This window comes from Streptomyces sp. NPDC101178, from assembly GCF_044767965.1.
In the GTDB taxonomy this organism is placed as follows: domain Bacteria; phylum Actinomycetota; class Actinomycetes; order Streptomycetales; family Streptomycetaceae; genus Streptomyces.
The window spans coordinates 507077-529938 of sequence record NZ_JBIWOZ010000003.1; the positions used below are offsets into that span (position 1 = coordinate 507077).

23 protein-coding genes and 1 tRNA gene are annotated in these 22862 nt (G+C 67.8%); 17 read left to right on the forward strand and 7 right to left on the reverse strand.

The genetic code is table 11. The features are described 5' to 3' along the window. The 3 genes from ACIRR8_RS10755 to ACIRR8_RS10765 are packed head-to-tail and all read right to left on the reverse strand — an operon-like array spanning position 1 to position 5783. On the reverse strand, positions 1-4707 hold the full coding sequence (locus ACIRR8_RS10755) for a putative T7SS-secreted protein (RefSeq protein ID WP_404061801.1): 4707 nt from the start codon (positions 4705-4707) through the stop codon (positions 1-3). 3 nt (positions 4708-4710) lie between these two features. After that, positions 4711-5355, reverse strand: a complete 645-nt coding sequence (locus ACIRR8_RS10760) for a hypothetical protein (RefSeq protein ID WP_404061803.1) — start codon at positions 5353-5355, stop codon at positions 4711-4713. Positions 5356-5357: 2 nt separating this feature from the next. Continuing rightward, positions 5358-5783, reverse strand: coding sequence for a hypothetical protein (locus ACIRR8_RS10765; protein ID WP_404061805.1), 426 nt, complete (start codon positions 5781-5783; stop codon positions 5358-5360). 1708 nt (positions 5784-7491) lie between these two features. Between ACIRR8_RS10765 and ACIRR8_RS10770 the strand changes: the two genes are divergently transcribed. Both ACIRR8_RS10770 and ACIRR8_RS10775 read left to right on the forward strand, forming a co-directional pair. Then, on the forward strand, positions 7492-8286 hold the full coding sequence (locus tag ACIRR8_RS10770) for a DUF3800 domain-containing protein (protein ID WP_404061807.1): 795 nt from the start codon (positions 7492-7494) through the stop codon (positions 8284-8286). Between the two features lie 751 nt (positions 8287-9037). Then, positions 9038-9799: a nuclease-related domain-containing protein gene (locus ACIRR8_RS10775; protein WP_404061810.1), complete on the forward strand. Its 762-nt coding sequence runs from the start codon at positions 9038-9040 to the stop codon at positions 9797-9799. Between the two features lie 6 nt (positions 9800-9805). Here ACIRR8_RS10775 and ACIRR8_RS10780 read toward each other — a convergent pair whose 3' ends face one another. After that, on the reverse strand, positions 9806-10270 hold the full coding sequence (locus ACIRR8_RS10780) for an NUDIX hydrolase (protein WP_404062560.1): 465 nt from the start codon (positions 10268-10270) through the stop codon (positions 9806-9808). Positions 10271-10288: 18 nt separating this feature from the next. Between ACIRR8_RS10780 and ACIRR8_RS10785 the strand changes: the two genes are divergently transcribed. From ACIRR8_RS10785 to ACIRR8_RS10845, 13 genes are all read left to right on the forward strand, one after another. Then, the gene (locus ACIRR8_RS10785) at positions 10289-11068 is read left to right on the forward strand and encodes a GntR family transcriptional regulator (protein WP_404061813.1); all 780 of its coding nucleotides are present in this window, start codon (positions 10289-10291) and stop codon (positions 11066-11068) included. A gap of 134 nt (positions 11069-11202) precedes the next feature. Continuing rightward, positions 11203-11535 (forward strand): hypothetical protein, encoded by a 333-nt coding sequence (locus ACIRR8_RS10790; protein ID WP_086670803.1) that lies wholly within the window; start codon positions 11203-11205, stop codon positions 11533-11535. 2 nt (positions 11536-11537) lie between these two features. Continuing rightward, on the forward strand, positions 11538-12887 hold the full coding sequence (locus ACIRR8_RS10795) for an FtsK/SpoIIIE domain-containing protein (RefSeq protein WP_404061815.1): 1350 nt from the start codon (positions 11538-11540) through the stop codon (positions 12885-12887). Between the two features lie 87 nt (positions 12888-12974). Further along, a complete protein-coding gene (locus tag ACIRR8_RS10800; RefSeq protein ID WP_404061817.1) occupies positions 12975-13163 on the forward strand; it encodes a hypothetical protein in 189 nt (62 codons plus the stop codon). 80 nt (positions 13164-13243) lie between these two features. Then, positions 13244-13921 carry a DUF2637 domain-containing protein gene (locus tag ACIRR8_RS10805; protein ID WP_404061819.1) on the forward strand — a complete coding sequence of 226 codons (678 nt, stop codon included), beginning with the start codon at positions 13244-13246 and terminating at the stop codon, positions 13919-13921. 20 nt (positions 13922-13941) lie between these two features. Further along, a complete protein-coding gene (locus tag ACIRR8_RS10810) occupies positions 13942-14130 on the forward strand; it encodes a mobile element transfer protein (RefSeq protein ID WP_366383136.1) in 189 nt (62 codons plus the stop codon). A 15-nt stretch (positions 14131-14145) separates the two neighbouring features. Next, on the forward strand, positions 14146-14484 hold the full coding sequence (locus ACIRR8_RS10815; protein WP_404061822.1) for a SpdD protein: 339 nt from the start codon (positions 14146-14148) through the stop codon (positions 14482-14484). Between the two features lie 92 nt (positions 14485-14576). Continuing rightward, entirely contained in the window at positions 14577-14759 is a 183-nt protein-coding gene (locus ACIRR8_RS10820; RefSeq protein WP_404061825.1) for a hypothetical protein, read from the forward strand. 5 nt (positions 14760-14764) lie between these two features. After that, complete coding sequence (locus ACIRR8_RS10825) at positions 14765-14959, forward strand: hypothetical protein (RefSeq protein WP_367503777.1); 195 nt, start codon at positions 14765-14767, stop codon at positions 14957-14959. Between the two features lie 5 nt (positions 14960-14964). Further along, on the forward strand, positions 14965-16071 hold the full coding sequence (locus ACIRR8_RS10830; protein ID WP_404062563.1) for a DNA cytosine methyltransferase: 1107 nt from the start codon (positions 14965-14967) through the stop codon (positions 16069-16071). Continuing rightward, positions 16068-17465 (forward strand): replication initiator protein RepSA, encoded by a 1398-nt coding sequence (gene repSA / locus ACIRR8_RS10835; RefSeq protein ID WP_404061828.1) that lies wholly within the window; start codon positions 16068-16070, stop codon positions 17463-17465. Before ACIRR8_RS10830 ends, repSA begins: the two co-directional genes overlap by 4 nt. A 2-nt stretch (positions 17466-17467) precedes the next feature. Next, complete coding sequence (locus tag ACIRR8_RS10840; protein WP_030701141.1) at positions 17468-17668, forward strand: excisionase family DNA-binding protein; 201 nt, start codon at positions 17468-17470, stop codon at positions 17666-17668. Beyond that, positions 17668-18831 carry a tyrosine-type recombinase/integrase gene (locus tag ACIRR8_RS10845; RefSeq protein WP_404061831.1) on the forward strand — a complete coding sequence of 388 codons (1164 nt, stop codon included), beginning with the start codon at positions 17668-17670 and terminating at the stop codon, positions 18829-18831. The genes ACIRR8_RS10840 and ACIRR8_RS10845 overlap by 1 nt, the downstream gene beginning before the upstream one ends. 51 nt (positions 18832-18882) lie before the next feature. Here the strand turns inward: ACIRR8_RS10845 and ACIRR8_RS10850 are convergent. Next, positions 18883-18956 (reverse strand) — tRNA-Gly (locus ACIRR8_RS10850). 493 nt (positions 18957-19449) lie between these two features. On the opposite strand from ACIRR8_RS10850, the gene dcd reads away from it, so the two are divergent. Both dcd and ACIRR8_RS10860 read left to right on the forward strand, forming a co-directional pair. After that, complete coding sequence (gene dcd, locus ACIRR8_RS10855) at positions 19450-20025, forward strand: dCTP deaminase (RefSeq protein ID WP_003967584.1); 576 nt, start codon at positions 19450-19452, stop codon at positions 20023-20025. A gap of 6 nt (positions 20026-20031) precedes the next feature. After that, positions 20032-20532, forward strand: coding sequence for a phosphoribosyltransferase (locus ACIRR8_RS10860; protein WP_404061834.1), 501 nt, complete (start codon positions 20032-20034; stop codon positions 20530-20532). A gap of 98 nt (positions 20533-20630) precedes the next feature. Here the strand turns inward: ACIRR8_RS10860 and ACIRR8_RS10865 are convergent, their stop codons facing one another. After that, a complete protein-coding gene (locus ACIRR8_RS10865) occupies positions 20631-21584 on the reverse strand; it encodes a Yip1 family protein (protein ID WP_404061837.1) in 954 nt (317 codons plus the stop codon). Positions 21585-21712: 128 nt separating this feature from the next. Further along, positions 21713-22837, reverse strand: coding sequence for an FG-GAP repeat domain-containing protein (locus ACIRR8_RS10870; protein ID WP_404061840.1), 1125 nt, complete (start codon positions 22835-22837; stop codon positions 21713-21715). Between the last annotated feature and the right edge of the window lie 25 nt (positions 22838-22862).

Here is a 22862-nt window from a genome sequence, read left to right on the forward strand (position 1 = left end):
TCACTCCAGGGGTGTGGTGTCGATGACGGGTTCGATTCCATAACGGCGGCCGTACTCCTTCAGCTTGTTGACCACGCCAGGTCCTGGTTCGCCGTCGAAGTGGAAGTACGGTGTCCGGCCGGATTGTATAGCATACTCGAAAGTCGCCTTCGCTTGGTTTCGCAGGGCGCTTCCCATCTGCATTCCTCCCGGCTTCGACTGCGCGACGTATTCATCGCTGATTGCGTCGATTTCGCGCCCCTTCGGATCGTTCTCAAATTTGACCCGAGATTCACCCCCGAGCCGCTCGGCCAGCGCGTCGGCTGCAGGGTCCGGCTTGTGCACCTTGACCAACTGGCCGAGTCCGCCGTTGTTCTCGTAGGGCGAAAGGCCGAGTGGATCGCTCCACGTGTGCGGGTTGTGCACGTAGGCGGCGGGATTGGGAGATGGAGCGAGACCGAGAGGGTCGGGCGTGGTGTAACGGGCCGTTTCCGGGTCGTAGTAGCGGTGATAGTTGTAATGGAAGCCCGTCTCGGGGTCGTAATACTGGCCTGGGAACCGCAGCGGCGTATATGCGGCAGCGTCGGCGTTCCACGTAGTGGTGCCCCACAAGCTGGTGCGGCTGCGCCAAGCTATACCGCCTTGGTCGTCCAAGAGCTCGGTGGGGGTGCCGATGAGGTCTGTGGCAATGGCGAAGAACCGTCTGTCGACTTCGCACTGGCTCACCGAGTCCGTGAGCCGTTCCGTCTGGGCAATGGGTGTGAGGCCCTGATGGTCCCAGGTCAGTGTGACCATGTGGGACCCTCCGGCATGGGCCGTGGCCTCCTCTGCAAGAACCGTCCCGTCCCACGTGAAGTCGGTGTGCTCCAAAACGATTTCACCGTCGGGAGTCAGCCGCTCCTTACGTGTACGGCGACCCAGCGGATCGTAGCGATAGCGCCAGACCGTGCCGTCGGGGGTGACGACCTCGGTGAGCCGGTCTTCCGGGTCGTAGGAGTAGCGCCAGGTGTCTCGTGGGCGGGACAGCCGGGTCTTGGAACGTCGGCTCAGACGTCCCGCGCCGTCGTATTCGTAGCGGTAGGCGCCGGCGCGGATGATTCGTGTGCCGCTGTACTCACGAGTACCCCGGGACTCCGGACCGGCGTGCTGGTCCGGCCAGGCGGCGGTGGTCTGATTGCCACTCCTGTCGTAGACGTACGACTCGACCCAGCCGGAGGCGGTGACCGCGGTGACCCGGCCTACCGGATCCAGGTCGAAACGGCGCTGCCCGTTCAGTTCGTCGTCGATCCCGGTCAGATGACCGTCCCCGCTGTACGTATAGCGTCGGCGATTGACGGTGCGTCCGTCGGCTGAGATCTCCTGCTCGGCAACTCGACCCGATCCGTCCTGTACTGAGGTGAGCGTCAGAGTCTCGCCGATCCGGCGGGAGAGTTCGCGACCTGACTTGTCGCGGGTGAAGTTGAACTCGTGATTTCCGGAGCTGAGTCGAGCGGTCCGACCTGCGGCGTCGTAGGTGTATGAAGTGCGCTGACCACCAGGTGTGATCCGGCTTGTGCGTCGTCCGACCGCGTCGTACGCGTACGTGACGGTACGCCCGTCGACGAGTTCGGTCTTCACCCGGCCTTCGCGGTCGTACTGATAGATCAGCTCGCTGCTCGGGGACGTTGCCTGTAGCAGCCGGCCCGCCGGATCATAGGAGTAGGCCGTGACATCGCCTGCCGCATCCTTGCTGATCACTCGGCCGAGGTTGTCCCGCTCATAGCGGATGGTCTGGCCGAGAGGGCTGCTTCTGGTGGAAATCCGGCCCAGGGCGTCGACCTCGTAATGCGTCGTTCGCCCGTCGAAGTCGGTCTCGGACGTCAGCCGACCGGCACTGTCGTACACGTACGACCAGCTGAGACCTTGCGGGTTCTTCACCTTCGTCAACCGCAACTCTGTGTCATGGTCGAATTCGTATCGAGCGCCGTCCGGATCGATCCGAGCCGCCAGCAGATCGAAATGAGTGTATTCGAACCGGGTGATCCGGCCCAGGGCGTCCGTGTGGCTCGTGCAGTTTCCTTCTCCGTCGTAGACCCATACCTCGGTTGTGCCATCGGAACTGGTACGGCGGGTTGGCCTGCCCTCCACAGACCACTCGAAAGCGGTCACGGTGCCGTCCGGGTCCACGAGATCGGTGATCCGGCCGAAGGCGTCCCTGCGGTACAGGGTGATCCCGCCGCTCGGGTCTATTCGCTCGGTGAGCAGACCGGCCGGGTTCCGTCGCATTCGCGTTGTATCCCCTAGCGCGTCGGTGACCGAGATGAGGTCACCCAGGGGGCTGTGAGAATAGTGCGTGGTTCGCCCGCCCGGATCGGTGACGCGAAGCCGATTTCCTCGCTCGTCGAACTCCTGCTTCCAGCAGGCTCCATCCTCTTGGACCAGCTCGGTAGCCAGCCCCAAGTCGTTGTGGGTGGCTCGCATCTGTCTGCCGTCAGCACGAGTGATGAGGGTCAGACATCCGATGTCGTCATACTCGAATGCGGTTTTCGCGCCCAGTGGATCGGTGCGTGTCAGCAGCCGGTTGAAACGGTCGTAGGTGGTTCGGACGACAGCGCCGGTGGGGTCGGTTTCAGCGATCACCTGGAGCCGGTTGTTCACCGTGTAGCGCCAAATGTGGCCGAGAGAGTCTGTAACGGTGGTGGTGCGCAGTCCCGTCTCGGGGTCGGGCTGCGAGTAGTGGAAGTCCGATCGCAGATGGCCCTCTTCGCCGGTCTGCGTCACACAACGGTCGTGCTCGTCGTAGGCGAAGACAAAACGGGAGCCGTTGGTGTCGGTCCACGCCGTCATCCGGCTTTCGGCGTCGTATTCGAAGGATATCGGAAGGCCCGATGATCGGGTGACTTCGGTGAGAAGACCATCCCGATAGCCGTAACGGACGAGGGTGGTGCCGGCGTCACTCATGCCGCCGTCGGATGCGTAGGCCGACTCGGTGACAGCCAGTCGCACCGAAGTGATGCGTCCACCTTCGGCGGTGAAGGCGAGCCGGTACCCACAGGAGTGAGTGAGCGAGAGCGGAGTGCCCTCGTCGTCGTAGTCGGCGGTGATGGTGTGGCCGTTGCGGTCCACCACATCTGCCAGGAGAGCTGTCCCGTTTCCTCCTGGAACTGCACCGGGCGGGGGCAGGAAGTTTCGTATGTGTCCCGTGCTCGGGTCGGTGAGGACATAGCTGCCGTCCACATGACGCTCCAGGGGCCATCGAGGTCCGGCTTCGGCGAACACCGCCAACCCGGGCACCGGGTGAGGGAAAGCCAGCAGCAGGTTGTCCTCACCGTGGAAAACTACGCCCAGAGAGTCGATCGACAGCCGTTGGTCGATGGTGGACGACCAGGTGGGACCGAACCAGCGGCCCGCCTGATACGACGACTCGTAGGCTCGGCGGAAGTCCAGCGGGAGTCCGGCCGGCAGGGTGACGTCGGTTTCGGCCAGCAGCATGCGTCCTGTTGCGAAGTCCACCGGCTCACGACCGCAGCGTTTGTCCGGGGCTTTGCGGCTGGCGTCGGCGATGTTTTCCGCTCTCCGGGCGTCGGAGGCGATGTCGGCGGCCTCCTTCACCACCCGGGCTCCCTTGACGCCTGCCCCGGCGCCGCCGGTGGCAAGCGCGAGGGCGGCGTCGGGGAGGAGGCGGCCGAAGCCTTCGGCGGGGTCCTTCATGAAGTCGTCGAGCATCTGCTTGCCGGTGCCCCAGGGGTCGTTGGCGACCCGGACGAGCCCGGCGGCGGTGTTGTTGAGCGCGAGCCCGTATTCGGCGGGGTGGGTGATGTTGTAGAGGTCCATGGGGTTGACGCTGCGCGCGAAGGTCAGAATGCCTGCCGCGCCCTTGACGACGCCGCCCGCGAGGTGGGTCTTGATGACCTGGTACTCGGCGAGGCCGTCCATGGCCTGCTCGGCGTACCGGGGCTTCTGGGGGGCGGCGTCCCGTGCCGCGGTGACGGCCTTGCGGGCAGTCTCGGCTGCCGTGTTGCGCTGCTTGCGCGCCTCGGCGAGCAGCTCCTGGGCCTCCTCCATCCGCCCCGTGCCCGGGTCGCTGAACGTGCCCGGCTTGGTTGGCAGCGAGGAGGGATCACGCTCGTCGGCGGGTTTGGCGTTGTAGGCGTCGACGGCCTTGTTGTACGTGGTCGTCTTCTCGTTGTACGCGTCCCGAGCCTCCTCCGACGCCTTGGTCCCGGCCTTCCACCTGTCGATCGCGGTCTGCGCCTGCCCCTGGGCCCACTCCACGGTCCCCGCGAAGGCGTCGAGCGCGGCGGCTGCCTTCTCGAAGGCGTCGGCGGCCTTGAACCACTTGGGTGGCTCGACCGATACGGAGTTCCGGAACGCGTCCGCCGCCTGACCCTTGAGCGCGGAGGCGTCGACTCCCTTCAGCCCTCCGCCGACTTTGTCGAACGCGCCCTGGAGCTTCCGGAGGTGGGTTGCGGTGGACCGGATCTCTGAGGGGCTGCCGTAGATGAGCTTGGTCTTGTCCTCGGTCTGCCCGAGGTCCATCTCGTCGACCTCGGCGCCCATCCGGTTGGCCACCGAACGGGACTTCTCGCGGACCCAGTCCGCCCCGGACTCCCAGCCGGCGTCCTCCAGTCGGTCGCCGGTCCAGTTCCCGGCGTCCTCGACCCGGTCACCGGCCCACTCGACACCGTCCTCGACCGCGTCCTCGACGACGTCGGGCGTGAGGTCCCGGACGAAATCCCCGATCCCCATGACCTAGTTTCCCCCATCCTGCTGCTGTTGGGCCCGCGCCTCCGGTGAAGGCCCGAACGCCTCGTCCACGGACCGGTCGAACGCCTCCTGGTCCACGCCGAACAGTTCGTTCAGCTGGTCCGCCTGACGTCCGCCGTTCCCCTCAGTGACGAGCGCCCGCCCGGTGTCCTTCCAGGTCTGTCCAGCCTCGTCGGCCGTGCGCTCGAACGACTCCTGGCTGTAGTCCGGACTCAGGTAGTCCGGGGTGAACACATCGCCCCAGTCCTGCTTGACGATCTCGTCCTCCGACGCATGCGGATTCCCCACGCCCGCGTTTACGGCGATCTTGAACGTCCCGTGGACGTACCGGTCCTCCTCCCACACGATCCCAGCTGCCAGCCCCAGCTTCGCTGCGATCGCGTTGGCGTCCTGGACCAGCGCCCGGACTCCCCACTCCCACCGCTCGCAGAAGTCCTCGAAGTCCACCGACAACCCGTGATGCCCAGCCTCCATCCCGGTCATGGACAGCTCGGAGAGTCCCTTGCCGAGCACCGCCCCCGTACCGGTGCCGATCTCCTTCAACTCCGCCACGGCTTCGCGCAGCCCGGCGGTGATCTGCTGAACACTGACGGGATCGACGTTGAGGTCTTCCGCCCCCGCACCGCTCACCGTTACCGCCCCCCGCTCGGCACGTCCGCGTCGACGGCGACGGCATCCGGAACGATCCCCACCACCGGCGGAAACAACATCGACCCGTCCGCATCGGCCACGTTCACCGCGACCCCGGCCGGTACTCCCATGGCCGGAATGACCTCATCCAGCAAACGCGCCCCCCGGAAAGTGGCGTATTCCCAACTCCGCGAGGCGGCCCCGGCCCCCTCCACCACAGCCCGCTCCTCCGCGAACCGGGCCAACGCCGCCTCATCGGTGAACCCGCATACCCACCGGATCCCACCAAGTTCGGCGGTCCACAACCCTCCCCGGTCGTACGGCACCAGCACCAGTGCCCGCCGCAGCTCACCCACCAGAGCCTGCGGATCCCCGACCCCGGCCCGCCGCTCGGCTATCCGATCCGCCAGCGCTGCCCCGTCACCCACTGGAAGCCCTCCCCACACGCGAGCTGCGATCTTTCACGTCTGCACACGCTAGAACACCACGCTCGACGGCAACCCCGTAGTTCCAGCCGTCCCCACAGCCTCCACACCTCGGGCCGGCCCCGAACACAAGAAAGGCCCCGGTCTCTGACCAGGGCCTTCATAGAAGAGCGGGTGACGAGAATCGAACTCGCGCTCTGAGCTTGGGAATCAACGCTTCTCCAGCTTGCTGTGCTGCCCTGACCAGCAAAGACGGGCATCAAGGGGGTCTTCAGAGGCCCCCTTCGGCGCCCGCCATTTACCGTGGCTGACCGCCCATCCGGGCACGGGTCGGGCACGGCACTATGTGCTGACCTGTTAGTCACGAAGCAACTTGAGACGGTCGGTGACCGTGGACCGCTCCGCTTGTCACCTGCGTTGATGGTCCGCCAGCGTCCATAGTCGTTCGTGGTTGTGCGACGTGGTTGTCACGCAGTTAGACACTCAGCGCTGCCCCCACAGCCGTGCTGCGCGTGGCGACTGACGAGCAAAGGAGCTGTGCTCAGCTCGACACTGCCCCACCCGCGAAGCCAACTGCAAGGTCTCCCAGTACGTCACAAAGAGCGCTAGCCCACTGCTTCATCCTGCTCAACTTCGGTTCATCAGCCATGCGGTTCTCCTCGCGTTCGTTCGTCTCCATGCCCTGGTCGTAGTCGTTCAACTTCGATGCCAAGACCTTGCAGATGACGGCCGCGGAGAGGGACAGTGCGAGACTCGGCAATGCCGAGCTCAGCACAGCTCCGAGACCACTTTAGCGCGCGCTGTCCGTAAGCGCCCGTGGTTCCCCTCCGGTTCCCGGTCTCGCGGATCCGGAGACCACCACGTTCCCGTCACTGAAAAGATCACTTGTGACTGAGTAGCAGGGGCAGTTCAGCCACTCGGTGGCCGATGCAGTGCTGTCGGGGACACCGCTCGGCCGGTCCCGGTGTCGATGACCGCTGAGTGCTCCGGTATCACCACCTCTGAGAGGGCTGACCAAGCAGCGAGAGTTAGTTGGGTCAGACCAGGCACGGATTGTGCATGGATCGCGCCACGAGAGCGACTGTGCGTGAGGTTTCGCGGCTGCCAGTCGCCAGACGTACTCCTCCGGCGGCTGTTCAACGGCGGGGCAGTTGCCACCTGTAGGGCGTGCTCCAGTGCAAGGCCGCAGATAGTTGAGCCCATCTCCTCAACCAGCGAGCGTTCGCGCACAGGTACTTCGGGAAGCAGCAGTGGCCAGCGGATAACCACCACTCTCTCCCAGAGTTCGGGTGGCACCGTGTTGGCCAGGTGGTGGCTCTCACCCACCGGCAGGTCCCGCAGCCGGCGCTCAGCCTCCTGCGTCTGTCCTACGTAGCAAAGGCCTGCGCCGGCGCTGAACACCCCGTAGAGGGCAGGGCCGGTGACGGCTGGGCTGCCTCCGTGCGCTTCGGTCAAGAGAACGCCGACGCGATGAGCGAACTGAAAGCGGCGCTCCTGCCACCGCGCAAGCAGTGCAGGATCAGCCAACAGGGTTGTCAGCGATGCCCGCCAACCGCGGTAGGCATCGTCGTACATCTGATCATCCACGTACCGCAGCGTAGACCTTGGTAAGGACCCGAGTTCGGTCCTCGGCTTCCGCAGGAAAGCGTGAATGGGTAGTCAGCCTGTGCTGTCAGATCTACCCTGATGCCAGGTCGCAAGGGGGGTGCCTATGGATCTCAATGGGGTGGGTTCGGCTGGGGAGCTGCTTGCTCAGGCTGAGCGTCCGTCGTTCGAGTGGGCCTACGTAGACGAGACCGGGGACTCTGGAATGTCCGTTGGAGGCTCATCGACGTACATTCTGGCTTGTGTGCTCGTTCCGGCTGACGGCTGGACGCAGCGGCTGGATGTTCTCACCAAGATGCGCCGCGCGATCGGAAAGCAATACGGGGTGCGGTTGCGAGACGAGATCAAGGCTAACTACCTGCTCAGGAGCCGGGGAGATCTCAAGCGCTACGGCTTGGGGGATGGTCAACGACGCGACATTTACCAGACGCACATGAAGACGCTGATTCTTGTTTCGTCTGGTGTTTTCGCTGTAGTGATCGATAAACGCAAGATGACTAAACCGCGCGACCCATCTGAGATTGCATGGACGTACTTGATGCAGCGGCTGCGCGAGCGGTCGACGCAGTCCAGTGTTCCGATCTCCCTCGTGCATGACGAGGGAGAGGACAAGAAGATCAAGTCCCTGCACAGGGCGTTTCGGCGGGTCAGCTGGGATGCGCGGGGGGCTTTGGTGCAGGCCCCCTACTTCGTAGAAGACCCCATCTCGCGCAAGTCTGATGACTCCTATTTTATCCAGCTTGCGGACCTGTGCGCTTATGCCGCGTATAGAAGGATTGTGCCGCCAGACGGGAGGTCGGGAGCAGTGTGCAACGAGAAGATGTGGGGGGAACTGGGGTCCAGGGTGTTGGCTGAAGTCTCCACAAGTCGCCCCGACGGGATAGTTCACTGGCCTCGTTGAGGCAAAAAAGAGGCCCTCCGTAAAGGAGGGCCCTGATCGCAGACCTACACCTGTCAAGGAGGACAGGTTCAGCCCGCATCTCGATAGAACTTGATTTGGGAGATCAAGTCAAGTCAGCTGTCGAGTGATTTACGGCCTGCCTCAACCCGCCACTCACCCCGGCTCCCATCCCGTCCGCCTTCGACCCACACACCGTGGAGCGGTCGTGGTTCAGGGCGTCAAGGTGGAGCGCGCCACTGTACGAACGACCTTGACGCCCTGGGCCGTGACTGCTCGGCTCTGCCTGGGTCGAAGGTGGTCGGGATGGGAGCCCCACGACGCTCGCCCCGCTCCGGCCGGCACTCGCGAACGGTGCCCCTCCCATCCCGGAGTCTGAGCGCCCCCGCCGGAGGCATCGTCTTGAAGCCGCGGGCTTGGTTCTCGACTCATGCCCCACGGGCCTATCCACTGCGGGCGCGCGTCGGCGGCGGCAGCGCCGAGCGGGCCGAAGGCAGGAGCGCGGGCGCAGCCAGAGCCGGGAAGCGCGCCCGGCGGAGCGGAGCGCAGCCGGGTGCCTTGATGAGGTAGAGAAACCTGTAACAGCTCGCTGGCCACGGAGACGGGGCGGTCTTGTGGCGTAGGTCCGCTCCTGGTCCGATGGTGGTTACGGGGCAAGTGGCTGCTGGGGGCGGGCATGGCTGAGTTGCGAGTATCTAGTTGGAAGCGGCGTGGGCTGGACCGGCTCTACGTGAACACACCAGATGGAACAGCCGTGGCATGGTTCGATCGACGAACTGGGCATATCGAGATCAAGGACGAGGCGTTACGCCTGCCAATCCTGAACGCCCTTACCCCCTACATGGCCCGTGCGACGACCACGCCCGTTGCAGTCGCATCGACGCCGCTCCCCCCTCCACCCGAATACGACCTGGCCTTGAGACGACCCGGTGACGCACTGCGGGAGAAGATCAAGGAAGTTTCGCCGAGCCTGGTAGAGCGCTACCTCTCATGGATTCTGCGCCGCCCGACTGAGGCCGATCCCTGGAGAGCCGGACTTCGAGGTGAACGCGTCGTCAGTCGAGAGCTGGCGCGGCTGTCCCGCCACAACTGGCGTGCACTGCACTCCGTACCACTGTCTCCGACCTGGGATATTGATCACCTGCTGGTGGGGCCCGGTGGTGTCTTCTCGATCAACACAAAGAACCATCGCAACAAGTCGGTCTGGGTTGGCGACCACGCAGTCCGCATCAACCACGGGAAAGGGCGCCCGTACCTCCGGAGCAGTCGGCGCGAGGCTGAGATCGTGAGGGCGGTACTCGAACGAGGATGTGGCTTCCCTGTCGCAGTCACCCCATTGCTCGTCTTCGTTCGTCCGGCCGACCTGACCGTGGTGTCCTCCTTGCGCGACGTAAGAGCCCTCAACGAACGAGCCCTGGCCAGCCTGGCACCCCTGGCCGGAGCCCTGCTGCCTGAGCAGGTGGAAGCCGTATACGCCGTGGCGCGTGACCAACGTTCCTGGTCTGGTGCTCTCTGACGGCTCTCAGCGGCTGGCGAGCTTCCTGCCATCGTGCGCTCGGACGTGGGGCGCATCGTTCAGCAGTGCATCGGTGACGCGGACTGCATAGACCTCAGCCATACGGCTGGTCACCTCGTCCGGGGTCAGCCACTCGACCGCAGTGGACTCCTCCGAAAGCTGCTCCTGGCCGCCCTCAGCGTGGCACCGGAACACAAGAGCGACGATGCCCCGGGCCGTGTTCTTGTAGACGCCGGTCAGCCTGTCGACCTGGACCTTGATCCCGGTCTCCTCGTATACCTCGCGGCGCACCCCGTCCTCCGGGGCCTCGGACAGTTCGAGCACGCCCCCCGGCGGTTCCCACGCTCCGTTGTCGGCTCGCCTGATCGTGAGGACTCGCCCGTCCTCGCGGACCACCACCCCGGCTACGGACACGGAGTGGAGCGGCGTTGACGGGGTCTCGGGGCGACTGTTACTCATGTACATGAGAATAGGAGACTGAGAAGGACTATGGCGAGTAGTGAAGTGGCCTCTTCGGCCAAGGCGAAGTATCTCCAGATCGCAGACGACCTAGCGGCGCAAATCCGGTCGGGGGCTCTGGCTGCTGGGGCCGCTGTGCCAAGCGAGACGGAACTCATGGGCCGCTACGGCGTGGCCTCGGGGACCGTACGCAAGGCAGTCGCTGAACTGCGTACGACTCAGCTGATCGAAACGCATCACGGGCGGGGCTCGTTCGTCCGGTCTCGCCCTCCGGTGCAGCGCAAGTCTTCGGATCGCTTCCGCCGGTCTCACCGGAAGGCAGGCAAGGCGGCCTACATCGCGGAGACCGAGCAATCTGGCGGCAAGCCGTCCGTGAACGTCCTCTTCATCGGCCCGGTTGAAGCACCGCAGGAGATCGCGGAACGGCTGGACATCCCGGCCGGCACTCAGGTACTCGCACGCAAGCGCCGGTATTTCCGGGACGGTGTCCCGACCGAGGAAGCCACCTCGTATCTCCCCTGGGACGTGGTGAAGGACATCCCGGAGATGTTCGCCGAGAACCCCGGCGGCGGAGGGATCTACGCCCGGCTTGAAGATCGTGGGCACACCCTCTCGGAGTTCACCGAGACGGTGCGGGCGCGACTCGCTTCCAAGCCGGAGGCGTCCGCCCTCGCTCTGAGCCCAGGGTCTCCCGTCATCCATCTCGTACGAAGTGCGGAAACGAAGTCTGGCCGCGTTGTCGAGGTGTGCGACACGATCATGGCCGCTGACCAGTTCGTATTGGACTACCACTTTCCCGCAGGAGACTGACGGGGCACCAACACCGCAGCCCGCCACAAGATTCTTTCTCGTGGCGGGTTGACTCATGTACAGGACTCATGCACTCTTCTACCTATCACTCATGTACATGAGTGACGGAGATTCTCTCTTCTACAGGAGAAGCCATGCCGTCCTTCAAGATCGACGTTTCGACCGCTGTCGTGTTCGTGGCGACGCCTCCGACTCCGAAGCTGGTGAGCAAGCAGACCGGTGAGATCGCGATCGACCGGGAGACCGGTGCCCCGCTCGCGACGGTGGGTCTGCTGGTCGCGGACGAGGGTGAGGGCAACCTGTACCAGGTGACCGTCCCGAACACGGGCGTCCCGGAGAACCTGGCCCCGGGCACCCCGGTCGCGGTCGTCGGCCTCAAGGCCCGGGACTGGGAGAACACCTTCAACGGCCAGACCCGCCACGGGATCAGCTTCCGCGCGGTTGCTGTCACTCCGCTGGGGGCCTGATCATGTCGGACCTGTCCACGGTGATCGAGGTGACGGGGGCCTTATCGGCCGCCGGTGGCCTCGGCTACGCGAAGGCCCGCTCCCCTCGGGTGTTCTGGTCGCTGGTGGGTGCCCCGGTCGCCCGGGTCCGCTTCTCGGTGACGTATCGGGCAACGATGGATGTGTGCGGGCTGACGGTCCAGCCGTCCCGCCTGCGGGCGTTCATGGTCCGCAACGTCGCCCGCCAGGAAGTACAGCCCGTTCCCCCGCAGGTCCGCCGCGTCCGCTACTCCTCGACCGGCATGCGGGCGACGCTTCGCCTCCCGGCCGGTCTGGAGCCTGCCGACGTGTCCGCCGCCTCCGAACGGCTCCGCCACGCCTGGGGCGTCCACTCCGTCCACGTGGTCGAGGTGAAGCCGGGGTTCGTGGAACTGCGGATGACCGGCTACGACGTGCTGCGCCGGGTGAAGATGCCCCGCCGGCTCCCGCGCAACACCACCGCCGGCCCGCTCGTCGTTCCCGTGGCGTTGCGGGAGGACGGTTCGGCGTTCGTACGGGACTATCAGAAGGTCCCGCATGCCCTGACGGTCGGTGCGAACCAGTCGGGCAAGTCGATGTATCAGCGCAACCTCATCTCCCAGCTCGCGAAGCTCCCGGTCGGCCTGGTCGGGATCGACTGCAAGCGCGGGGTGGAACAGCGCGGCTACGCACCCCGCCTCTCCGCCCTCGCGATCACCCCGGACGAGGCCGACGGCCTACTGGAAGCCCTCGTTGGCGAGATGGAAGACCGGTTCGACCTTCTCAGCTCGCATGGTGTCGCGGACCTGTGGGGTCTGCCGGCGAAGGTGCGGCCGGTGCCGCTGGTGGTCCTGGTCGATGAGGTCGCGGAGCTGTTCCTCGTGGCTGTGAAGAAGGATGAGGAGCGGCGGGACCGGATGGTGATGCGGATGATCCGGCTCGCGCAGATGGCCCGCGCGGTCGGGATCTTCCTGGAGGTCTGTGGGCAGCGTTTCGGCTCCGACCTCGGCAAGGGCGCAACCGCCCTGCGGGCTCAGCTCACCGGGCGTGTGGTGCACCGGGTCAACGACAAGCAGACCGCCGAAATGGCCCTCGGCGACATCGCCCCCGAAGCGGTCTTCGCCGCCACCACCATCCCGCCGGACCGTCCCGGCGTCGCGGTGGCCGGGGACTCCTCCGGCGGCTGGTCCCGCATCCGCACCCCCGCCATGACCCCCGCCCAAGCCGTGGCCGTCTGCGCCGAGTTCGCGCACCTCACCCCGCACCTCGCCGCTCTGGCACCGTTCCGGCCGGCCGTTTCCGCCGCCCCGGTCCCGGGCTCCCCGCTCCTCAAGACCCGCCCGGCGACCAGCTAACACCCCACCTTGCAAAGCCAGTTGGCGTGACTGTCTCGCGCCAGGTCCCTACCCCGCCCATGTCTGGAACCGGAAGGAACCACCGCCATGGCCACCAAACGGACCACCGCTAAGCCCCTGAAGAACACCCCGCCCGCCCCGGTTGTCTGCTCGCCGTGCGACGGGTCCGGGATGGTCGCCGCCACGGTCCGCGTCGGACGCAAGCGCCGCCCGGTCGGACAGCAGGACGGCCTCTGCCTCAACTGCCTCGGCTCCGGCACCGCCCCCAACGCCTGACCACCCCCGAGCCCCGGTGCCCGGCGGCGGCCCTGTTCCCCGCCCGGCACCGGCCCACCCCTGAAAGGAGGTGAACCCCTGTGTCCCGCATCCGCATTGACGCCGTACTCGTCCAGGCTGTGATCGCCGGTGCTCTGTCCTTCGCGCACCTGCATGACCTGGCCGAAGCGGCCGGGCAGGACGGCTGGAAGGCCTGGGCCTACCCCGTCAGCGTGGACCTCCTGCTGGTCGCGGCCTGGCGGCGCATGCGCACCACCGCCGACAACCGTGCCGCCTGGGCTTGGTTCGTCATCGCCCTCGCCGCCTCATTGGGTGCGAACGTCGCCACCGCCGGACTCCTCAACCTCAACGACGTTCCGGCCTGGCTGCGCATCCTCGTCGCCGGCTGGCCCGCCCTCGCCTTCCTCGGCGGCACCCTCCTCGTCCACGCTCCGACCACCGCGCCCGCCGAACCGACCCCCGCGCCCGCTGCCGCACCGCCGGTTGCCCCGGCCGCTGAGCCGGTCCCGGACGTGACGGTGGAACGGGCTCCCGAACCGACTCCGGAACTCCCGCCGGCCCCGGCCGCCGACCCCGCCCCGGTGCCTGTTCCGGCCCCTGCCTCGGCCGCTGTTCCGCCGGCTCTGCTCGACCACGCCCGGAAGTTGGCCGACGCCCACCACGCCACGACCGGTGACCGGATCGACGCGGCCACCCTGCGCGCCCGCCTCGGCGTCCCCGCATCCCTCGCCGACGCCATCACCGCCCAACTCGCCTAACGCACAGGGAGGTTCACGTTATGGCACGTCCGAACCGCTTCACGAACGTGGTCCGCTTCGGCCCCGTCCAGGTCGGCACCTACTACGACGGCCGGGGCCGCACCAAGCACGTCGCCGCCTGCACCGCACCCCGCTGCGACTTCTCCGCCGACTACCACGGCCGCGCCGCCGCCGAACTCGCCGCCCGCACCCACCGCTGCAACCCCTGACAAGGAGGCCCAACTGTGTTCACCCCGAAGATTCCGCCGCCCGACACCGCCCCCACCCCGGGGACTTCCCTGGTCCCGCCGCTCACCGGCCTCGTGCACCCCCCGGCCTGCACCTGCCACCACACCCCGACCGCCCCGGCACCGGCACCGGTCCCGGTGGCTCCGCCGAACCGGCCGGCCGTTCAGTTCACCCCGGGCTCGCTGCTCGTCGCCGCCGCCGGCGGGACCGCCGTGGTCCTGGTCGTCGGGACGGTCCTGGTCTCCATGCTGCTGGCCACCGCGATCACCGCTGCCTCGGTCGCCGTGTGCGCCGTGATCCTGCGCTCGCTGCTCAACAGCCCGAACAACCGCTAACCGGCCCCCGGGGCGGCTTCCACCGCCAAGTTTCCGCCGCCCCGGGTGCCCACCACTTCCAGATCCATCGGACCCGAAAGGGAGATCCCATCATGCCCCAGCACACCCTGCCCCGGCCGATTTGCGGCCACTGCGACGGCTTTCCCACCGTCGCCATCACCACCGGCCAGACCACCCCCGACGGGCAGCGGCAGACCATCACCGCGAACTGCCCGGCCTGCCACGGCACCGGCCACACCACCACCGCTCGCGCCCACACCCGAATCGGGGCGTGAGCGCCGTGGCCGATCTGACCCCCACCCCGGACCGCCCAGGCCTCCACGTCAGCAAGCCGTCCCCGAACGCCCCGGCCACCGGCTCGGCCGTCTGCCACTGCGGTGCCTCGGCCACCGCCACGGGCGACAGCCAGGTCAAGGCCCTGGTCGAGGGCTACACCGCGAACCACGGTGCCGCCCACAACCGGACGGGACGGTGACCGCCATGCGCCGGGTCCTGGACCTCTTCGCCGGCCCTGGCGGCTGGTCCCAGGGATTACGCGCTCTCGGTATCCGGGAGATCGGCATCGAGATCGACCCGGCGGCCTGTGCCACTCGCGCCGCCGCCGGACACACCACGATCCGTGCCGATGTCGCCACGTACCCCACAGCACCGCTCCGAGGGAAGGTTTCCGGGCTGATCGCCTCCCCGCCCTGCCAGACCTTCAGCATCGCCGGACTGCGCGCCGGAGATGACGACATGGACCTGTGCCACCAGGCCCTCGACGACATCGCTCGCGGGAACGACGCCCGCGCCACCCTGCGCGCCGCCTGCGCCGACCCGCGCTCCCTGCTCGTCGTGGAGCCCCTGCGCTACGCCCTCGACCTGCGCCCCGAGTGGATCGCCCTGGAGGAAGTCCCGGCCGCGGTGCCTCTGTTCGAGCACACCGCCCACCTCCTGCACAGGGTCGGATACTCGACGTGGGTCGGTGTCCTCAACAGCGCTGACTTCGGCCTGCCCCAGACGCGCCGCCGCGCCTTCCTGCTCGCCTCTCGCACACGCCCGGCCCTGTCTCCGGAACCCACACACACCGACGTGCCGCAGCTCGACTTGTTCGGTGTGTGCCTCAGCCCGTGGGTGTCCATGGCCGACGCGCTGGATCTACCGCCCGGGGTCAAGGTCAACACCCGTGGCGACCGCCCCACGGACAAGAGGGGCCGAGCAGCCGGAGGCAACGAGTTCTCCGCCGACGCCCCGAGTAACGCGCTCACCGGTCGAAGCCGCTCCTGGAAACTCCGCTCGGGGCAAGGCTGGAAGCTGCCCGCCGGCCGCTCCGCAGGCAATGGCATCGCACGGTTCGAGCGTGCGATCAGCGAGCCCTCTTTCACCATCACCGGCTCAGCGAACCGATGCAAGTGGGTGAGGGACGGAGTCGAGGAGCGCAACCTCGCACTGGCAGAAGCAGCGGTTCTCCAATCATTCCCTGCCGACTACCCGTGGGCCGGCTCCCGCACCAAGCAGTTCGAGCAGATCGGCAATGCCGTTCCGCCCCTGCTCGCCACCGCCGCCCTGCGCCCCCTGCTCACCGCAGCGCTGGAGGTGGCCGCGTGAGCACCACCGCCACTGCGGCGGGCCTGGACCCGGCCACCCTGGGCGATCTGCTCCGGGTGGCCGGGTCTCCCGGCTTCGACCGCCTCACCGAACAACTCCGACGCACCGGCGGCTGCTCCCAGCCCATCCACCTCACCGGAGCAACCAAGACCATCGACCGGGCAACCGGCGCCCTGCTGCACCACTACTCGACCGACACCGAACCGGGTGGACGCCTCCGGATCGCCTGCGGCAACCGCCGCGCCTCCCGCTGCCCCGCCTGCGCCTGGACCTACGCCGGCGACACCTACCACCTCATCCGCGCCGGCCTCACCGGAGACCCCGACAAAGGCACCCCGACCACCATCAGGGACCACCCGCGTGTCTTCGCGACGCTGACGGCCCCGTCGTTCGGCCCGGTCCACAACCGGCCCGGCAACCGCACCTGCCGCTGCGGGGTTCGGCACCCGGAGGACGCACCGGAGTTGGGCACGCCGCTCGATCCGGACACCTACGACTATGCGGGGGCGGTGCTGTGGAACAACCACGCCTCCGACCTCTGGCGCTACTTCACGATCTACCTCCGCCGCGAAATCGCCAAGCGAGCCGGGCTCACCCAGAAAGCCGCCCGCGAACAGTCCAAAGTCTCCTTCGGGAAGGTCGCGGAGTACCAGAAGCGAGGGGCCGTGCACTTCCACGCCGTGATCCGCTTCGACGGACCTGACGGCCCGGACACCCCGCCCCCGGCCTGGGCCACCCTCGACCTGCTGGACGACGCGATCCGCGCCGCCGCCACCCGCGTCGAAGTCGACGTGCCGGCCAACCCGGAAGCCGGAATCCACGAGGGGTGGACGCTGCGGTGGGGCACGCAGCTCGACGTGCAGCCCATCGGCGCGTTCGGCAACGGCGAAGACCTCACCGAACAGGCCGTCGCCTCCTACGTCGCCAAGTACGCCACCAAAGCCGCCGAGACCACCGGGACCGTCGACCACCGGGTCGGCAACAAGGAAGCCCTGGTGCTGCTCGACGTGCCGGAACACCCCCGGCGGCTGATCGAGGCGTGCCTGGACCTGCATCACGCCTACCCGGAACGCAAGCTCCGCGACTGGGCCCACATGCTCGGCTTCCGCGGCCACTTCTCCACCAAGTCCCGCGCCTACTCCACCACCCTCGGCGCCCTCCGCCAGGTCCGCGCCGACTACCGCGCCGCCGAGCAACGCGCCGCCCTCGGCCTCCCCGACCCCGACGACCACCCCGAAGCCACCACGCTCACGCTCGCGCACTGGACCTACGCCGGCAACGGCCACACCCCCGGCGAATCCTGGCTCGCCGCCAACATCCACCGCGACATCCAGCACAACCGCGAAACCGCCCGCGAACACCGCGCCGAACTCGAAGAGACAGGGGAATGCTGATCATGACGAACAGGCTGCTGACCGTTGAGCAGGTTGCCGAACTGCTCGGCACTACCGCTCGATTCCCGCGCCGGCTGATCGCGGAAAGGCGCATCGAATACGTGAAGGTGGGCCGTCACGTCCGGATCGCGGAGCACGTGGTGGAGGCGTTCGTGGCCGCCCACACGGTCACGCCCGCGCGTCGTCTGCGGGGTGTCGCCTGATGGCGGGCAAGAAGCGGCAGTTCGGCCGCGTGCGCAAGCTCCCCTCGGGCCGGTACCAGGCTCGCTACCTGGGGCCGGACGGCATCGACCGCCCGGCGCCCGAGACGTTCCGGACCAAGCGGGACGCTGACGACTGGCTTGCCGACCGGCAGAGCGAGGTCCGGTCAGGGGACTGGCGCGACCCTGACGCCGGCAAGGCGAACTTCGGTGAGTACGCCCTGCGGTGGGTGGAGGAGCGTGACCTCGCCGCGACGACGGACGAGCTGTATCGCCGCCTGCTCCGGCTGCACCTCCTGCCGACCTTCGACGGGGTCGACCTCGACAAGATCACGCCGCCCTCCGTCCGGACATGGCGCACCGAGAGGCTGAAAGCGACGGAGGCACCGACAACGGTGGCCAAGTCGTACCGGCTCCTCAAGGCCATCATGGAGACCGCTGTGGACGATGAGCTGATCCGCCGCAACCCGTGCCGGATCAAGGGCGCGGGCAAGGAGTCGGCGGAGGAACGCCCCACGGCCACCGTCCCGCAGGTCGACGCCCTGGCCGACGCGATGGGCCCCCGGTGGCGGCTGATGGTCTACATCGCCGCGTACGGACCGGCCCGGCCCGAGGAACAGGCGGCGATGCGTCGACCGGACGTGGACCTGGAGAACGTCGGGGTCTGGGTCCGTACGGCTGAACCTGAGCTGACCACGGGCCGCCGTGCTCCGGGAGACACCAAGTCGGCGGCCGGTCGGCGCTTCCTCGTGCTGCCGGCGTTCATGGGGACCGACTTGGAGCGCCATCTCGACTGGTACGCCGAGAAGACGCCGGACGGGTTGCTGTTCGTGGGGGAGAGGGGCAAGCCGTTCCGCCGCTCCACCTTCGGCCGGAAGTGGCGCAAGGCGCGGGCCAAGGTCGGCTTGCCGGAGAACTTCCGCTTCTACGACCTCCGGCACACCGGGCACACCCTCTCGACCCGCTCCGGGGCGACCCTCAAGGACACGATGGTGCGCGCCGGCCAGTCCACCGAGCGGGCCGCGCTGATCTATCAGCACTCCGACACCGAGCGGCAGAAGGAGGTGGCCGACGGCATCGACGCCCACGTGCGCGCCGCACGGCTCCGGGCACAGGAGGAGCAGGCCAAGCAGCGATCGGGCACGGAACGGGCACGCGACGCCTGAAGTGGTCCAGACAACAAACAAGGCCCGGGTCGATGACCTGGGCCTCAGTCGTGGAGCGGGTGACGAGAATCGAACTCGCGCTCTGAGCTTGGGAAGCTCATGTTCTACCATTAAACTACACCCGCGAAGCGCGCTGACGATCCGCGCTGCATCGTCACACACTGTACCCCATGCCAGACCCCCGGCGGATGAGCCGTGGGGTCTGTTCGCGCTGGGGTGTGTGCCGGGTGCGTGTCGGGGGTCGGGGGTGGACGCGGTTGTGGTGGGCGGGAGTTGGGGGCGTAGCGTGAGCGGGCGGAGTGCCGCTTGTGGTGGCGTCCTGTTCATCCCCTAATGTGGCTTTCTCGTCCATGTGTGGTTGGGGAAGGGACTTGATGGAGTCGATGGAGCGCACCGTCGTCCGCTGTGCCGAAGGGCACGTTTTCGCTACCTCGTCGTTCCCGATGCAGCAGCTCGGGGCCGACCGGATCGGGCCGGGGCGGTTGATCCGGTGTCCCCGGTGTGCCCGGTTGCGGCAGGCCGTTCCCGTGGGGTTCGAGAAGCGGTAGAGGTGAGGGCGGAAGGCACGGGCGCCGGTCCGGTTGGGGCGGGCTCGTGGCTTCTGCGTATCCTCGGGGCGTGCTTCTCTCAGACAAGGACATCCGGGCCGAGATCGACGCCGGGCGAGTCCGTATCGATCCGTACGACCCTTCGATGGTGCAGCCGTCGAGCATCGACGTGCGGCTGGACCGCTACTTCCGGGTGTTCGAGAACCACCGGTACCCGCACATCGATCCGGCCGTCGAGCAGCCCGACCTCACGCGGACCGTCGAGCCCGAGGGTGACGAGGCGTTCATCCTGCACCCCGGCGAGTTCGTGCTGGCGTCCACGTACGAGGTGATCTCGCTCCCCGACGACCTGGCCTCGCGGCTGGAGGGGAAGAGTTCGCTCGGGCGGCTCGGTCTGGTGACGCACTCGACCGCCGGGTTCATCGACCCCGGGTTCTCCGGGCACGTGACCCTGGAGCTGTCGAACCTCGCGACCCTGCCGATAAAGCTCTGGCCGGGGATGAAGATCGGGCAGCTGTGTCTGTTCAAACTGACCTCGTCCGCCGAGTTCCCCTACGGCTCCGAGCGGTACGAGTCGCGGTACCAGGGGCAGCGGGGGCCCACGGCCTCACGGTCGTTCCAGAACTTCCATCGGACGCAGGTGTGATCAATCGTGGCCAGTGACGTGCGGGAAAACCTTACCTACGAGGGCTTCGGGCGGGCCGTGCGCGAGTTGGCTCAGGCTGTCGCCGACGACGGCTATGAGCCTGACGTGGTGCTGAGCATCGCTCGCGGCGGTGTGTTCGTCGCCGGCGGGCTCGCCTACGCCCTCGACTGCAAGAACATCCACCTCGTCAACGTGGAGTTCTACACCGGGGTCGGCACCACCCTGGAGATGCCCGTCATGCTGGCGCCCGTTCCCAACGCGATCGACTTCTCGCAGAAGAAGGTCCTGATCGCGGACGACGTCGCCGACACCGGCAAGACCCTCAAGCTCGTCCATGACTTCTGCGTCGACCACGTCGCCGAGGTCCGCAGCGCCGTCATCTACGAGAAGTCCCACTCCCTCGTGAAGTGCGAGTACGTGTGGAAGAAGACCGACGAGTGGATCAACTTCCCCTGGAGCGTCGAGAAGCCCGTCGTTCGGCGGGACGGTCAGGTTCTGGACGCGTGATCCCTCTACGTACGTAGTACGTATGCGCAGTGCGCCGTACGTACGCGGGAAGGCCCCGGTGTGCGGAACGCACCCGGGGCCTTCCCACGCTCAGCGCCTCAGATCGTGCCCAGCTTGATGATCGACAGCAGCGCCAGCAGCTGGATCGTCGAAGCGCCCAGCGCCTTCGGCCACGGCAGGTCGTGCGACTTGCTCACCATCGACGTGAACAGCGCGCCGGCCGCCAGCCAGGTCAGCCAGCCCATGATCTGGACCAGCGAGTTCTCCCCGCCCAGGAAGACGGCGAAGAGCAGTCGCGGGGCGTCGGTGATCGACATGATCAGCATCGACAGGCCGACCGTCGGCTGCCACGAGCCCGTGCCGCCGAGCTGGCGGGCGAGGGCGTTGGTGACCGCGCCGAGGACCAGGCCGCCGATGACGAAGCCGACGCCGGTGAAGAGGACGTACGGGATCGCCGTCGAGATCGTCGCGTTGATCGCCTCGTCGCGTGCCTGGTCGAAGCCGAACAGCGCGAGCAGGCCGTAGAGGAACGTGACGATCAGCGCCGGGCCCCAGACCGCGTAGTCCCGCATCTGCCAGAACGTCGGGCCGGGGCGCGTCACGATGCCGGTCAGCAGCGCCTTCCACGGCAGCCGCGGGCCGGCGGGCTGGGCGGGGGCGGAGCCGGCGCGGTAGGTGTTCCCGTCGCCGTACGGGTCGTCGATGCTGAACGCCTGCGTGTGACCCGGGTTGTTGGCGTACGGGTCGTGGGGCGCGGGGCCGCCGGCGTAGGGGTCGCCGAAGTACTCCGGCTCGCCGTGGCCGCCGCGCGTCCCGTTGGGGCCCTGCCCGTGCCCGCCGTACCCGTCGCCCGGATGGCCGCCGCCGTTGTTGTACGGGGTGCCCTGCGGCGCTCCTCCGTACTGCGGGGGCGCCGCGCCTCCTGCCGTCGGCCACGGCTGAGCTCCGTACGGCGGCTGTGGTGCCTGCCCTCCGTACGGCTGCTGCCGCTGCTGCTGCGGTTGTTGCGGGGTGCGGTTGTCCCGGCCGCGTCCGATCCTGAATCCAGCCACCCATCGAACGTACCTGGTCCCCGGTGGCAGGGGGTGTGGCCCGGGGAACCCGTGTGCCATTGCGGCCGAGCTGTGACATCCCCTAGGGGGCGCGGGGTGGGGGACTTCAGGGGTCTCGGAGAGGCGGCTCAGGGGAGGAACAGCGTCGTGGAGAACGTCAGGACCGGATCGTCCGTGCTGCCCGCCGCGTACAGCGCGATCAGGTCCTCGCGTTCGCCTCGGTACGTCCGTACCACCGTGTCGTTCGCCTTCCTGTCGCCGTCGAAGTCGCCGCGGGCCAGGAACGTGGTGCGGGTGGTGCCCTTGGCGCCCTTCGTGCGGAGCGGGGCCTCCGGGAGGTTCTCCGCCGGGAAGGTGTACGTGCCGCCGGGGCGCGCCGGGCCGTCCGCCGAGCCCAGGAGCAGCGTGCCCTTGGCTGCCTTGCCGGGCGTACGGGGACGGGCGGTGGCGACCAGGTCGTCGTAGCCGTCGCCGTCGGTGTCGGCCCGGGGCTCGGGGGCGTAGAGGTACGGGGCGCCGTCCGGCAGCAGCTCGGCGCCGGCCGGGGCTCCGGTGCGGGTGAAGGGGGAGCGCAGGAAGGAGATCCGGCCGTCGCTCGCGGTGACGGCGAGGTCGGTGGTGCCGTCGCCGTCGAAGTCGCCGCAGACCGGGTGCTCGGGCCATTCGTTGCCGAACCGGGCCTGCGCCGGGATGCGTACGGTGACCGCCCTACCGGTCAGGCCGTCCGGTGAGCCGAAGAGGATCTGGAGCGGGACGGGCGGGGCGCCGACGCCGTTGTACGGGGGGTCGGTGGAGACGATCAGGTCCGTGAAGCCGTCCCCGTCCAGATCGCAGGCGGCCTCGGCGTCGAACGCGGCGGGCAGCGTGTCACCGGACTTCGCCGCGTTGGCGCGCGCGTTCAGCAGCTGGCGGGCGGCCGGGTCCAGGGGGCTGTCCTCGGTGCCGTACACGATGCCTATGCCCGCGTCGTCGCCGTGCAGGTCCTCCGGGGCCTTCACCAGGTCGTTGATGACCAGGTCAGGGCGGCCGTCGCCGTTGAAGTCGTACGGGACACGGCTGCCCTCGCCGCGTGGGACGGGGATGCGGGGGACCGGGGCGGTGTCGCCGTTCTTGGCGTCGGTGGCCGAGGCGGACGGGTCGGCGGCCGGGGAGCTGTCGCAGGCCGTGAGCACGAGCAGCAGACCGGCGAGGGCGGCTGCGGCCTTGGTGGTGGCCGTCGCCGCTGCCTTCGGGTGCGTGATGCGTGTGCGCACGGGCCCTCGTCCGTTCGTCGTACGT

Bases quoted from the DNA above. Each gene is read 5' to 3' on its own strand.
- ACIRR8_RS10755 (WP_404061801.1), bottom strand. From the start codon at position 4,707: ATGGGGATCGGGGATTTCGTCCGGGACCTCACGCCCGACGTCGTCGAG.
- ACIRR8_RS10770 (WP_404061807.1), top strand. From the start codon at position 7,492: ATGGATCTCAATGGGGTGGGTTCGGCTGGGGAGCTGCTTGCTCAGGCT.
- ACIRR8_RS10785 (WP_404061813.1), top strand. From the start codon at position 10,289: ATGGCGAGTAGTGAAGTGGCCTCTTCGGCCAAGGCGAAGTATCTCCAG.
- ACIRR8_RS10790 (WP_086670803.1), top strand. From the start codon at position 11,203: ATGCCGTCCTTCAAGATCGACGTTTCGACCGCTGTCGTGTTCGTGGCG.
- ACIRR8_RS10795 (WP_404061815.1), top strand. From the start codon at position 11,538: ATGTCGGACCTGTCCACGGTGATCGAGGTGACGGGGGCCTTATCGGCC.
- ACIRR8_RS10800 (WP_404061817.1), top strand. From the start codon at position 12,975: ATGGCCACCAAACGGACCACCGCTAAGCCCCTGAAGAACACCCCGCCC.
- ACIRR8_RS10810 (WP_366383136.1), top strand. From the start codon at position 13,942: ATGGCACGTCCGAACCGCTTCACGAACGTGGTCCGCTTCGGCCCCGTC.
- ACIRR8_RS10820 (WP_404061825.1), top strand. From the start codon at position 14,577: ATGCCCCAGCACACCCTGCCCCGGCCGATTTGCGGCCACTGCGACGGC.
- ACIRR8_RS10830 (WP_404062563.1), top strand. From the start codon at position 14,965: ATGCGCCGGGTCCTGGACCTCTTCGCCGGCCCTGGCGGCTGGTCCCAG.
- ACIRR8_RS10840 (WP_030701141.1), top strand. From the start codon at position 17,468: ATGACGAACAGGCTGCTGACCGTTGAGCAGGTTGCCGAACTGCTCGGC.
- ACIRR8_RS10845 (WP_404061831.1), top strand. From the start codon at position 17,668: ATGGCGGGCAAGAAGCGGCAGTTCGGCCGCGTGCGCAAGCTCCCCTCG.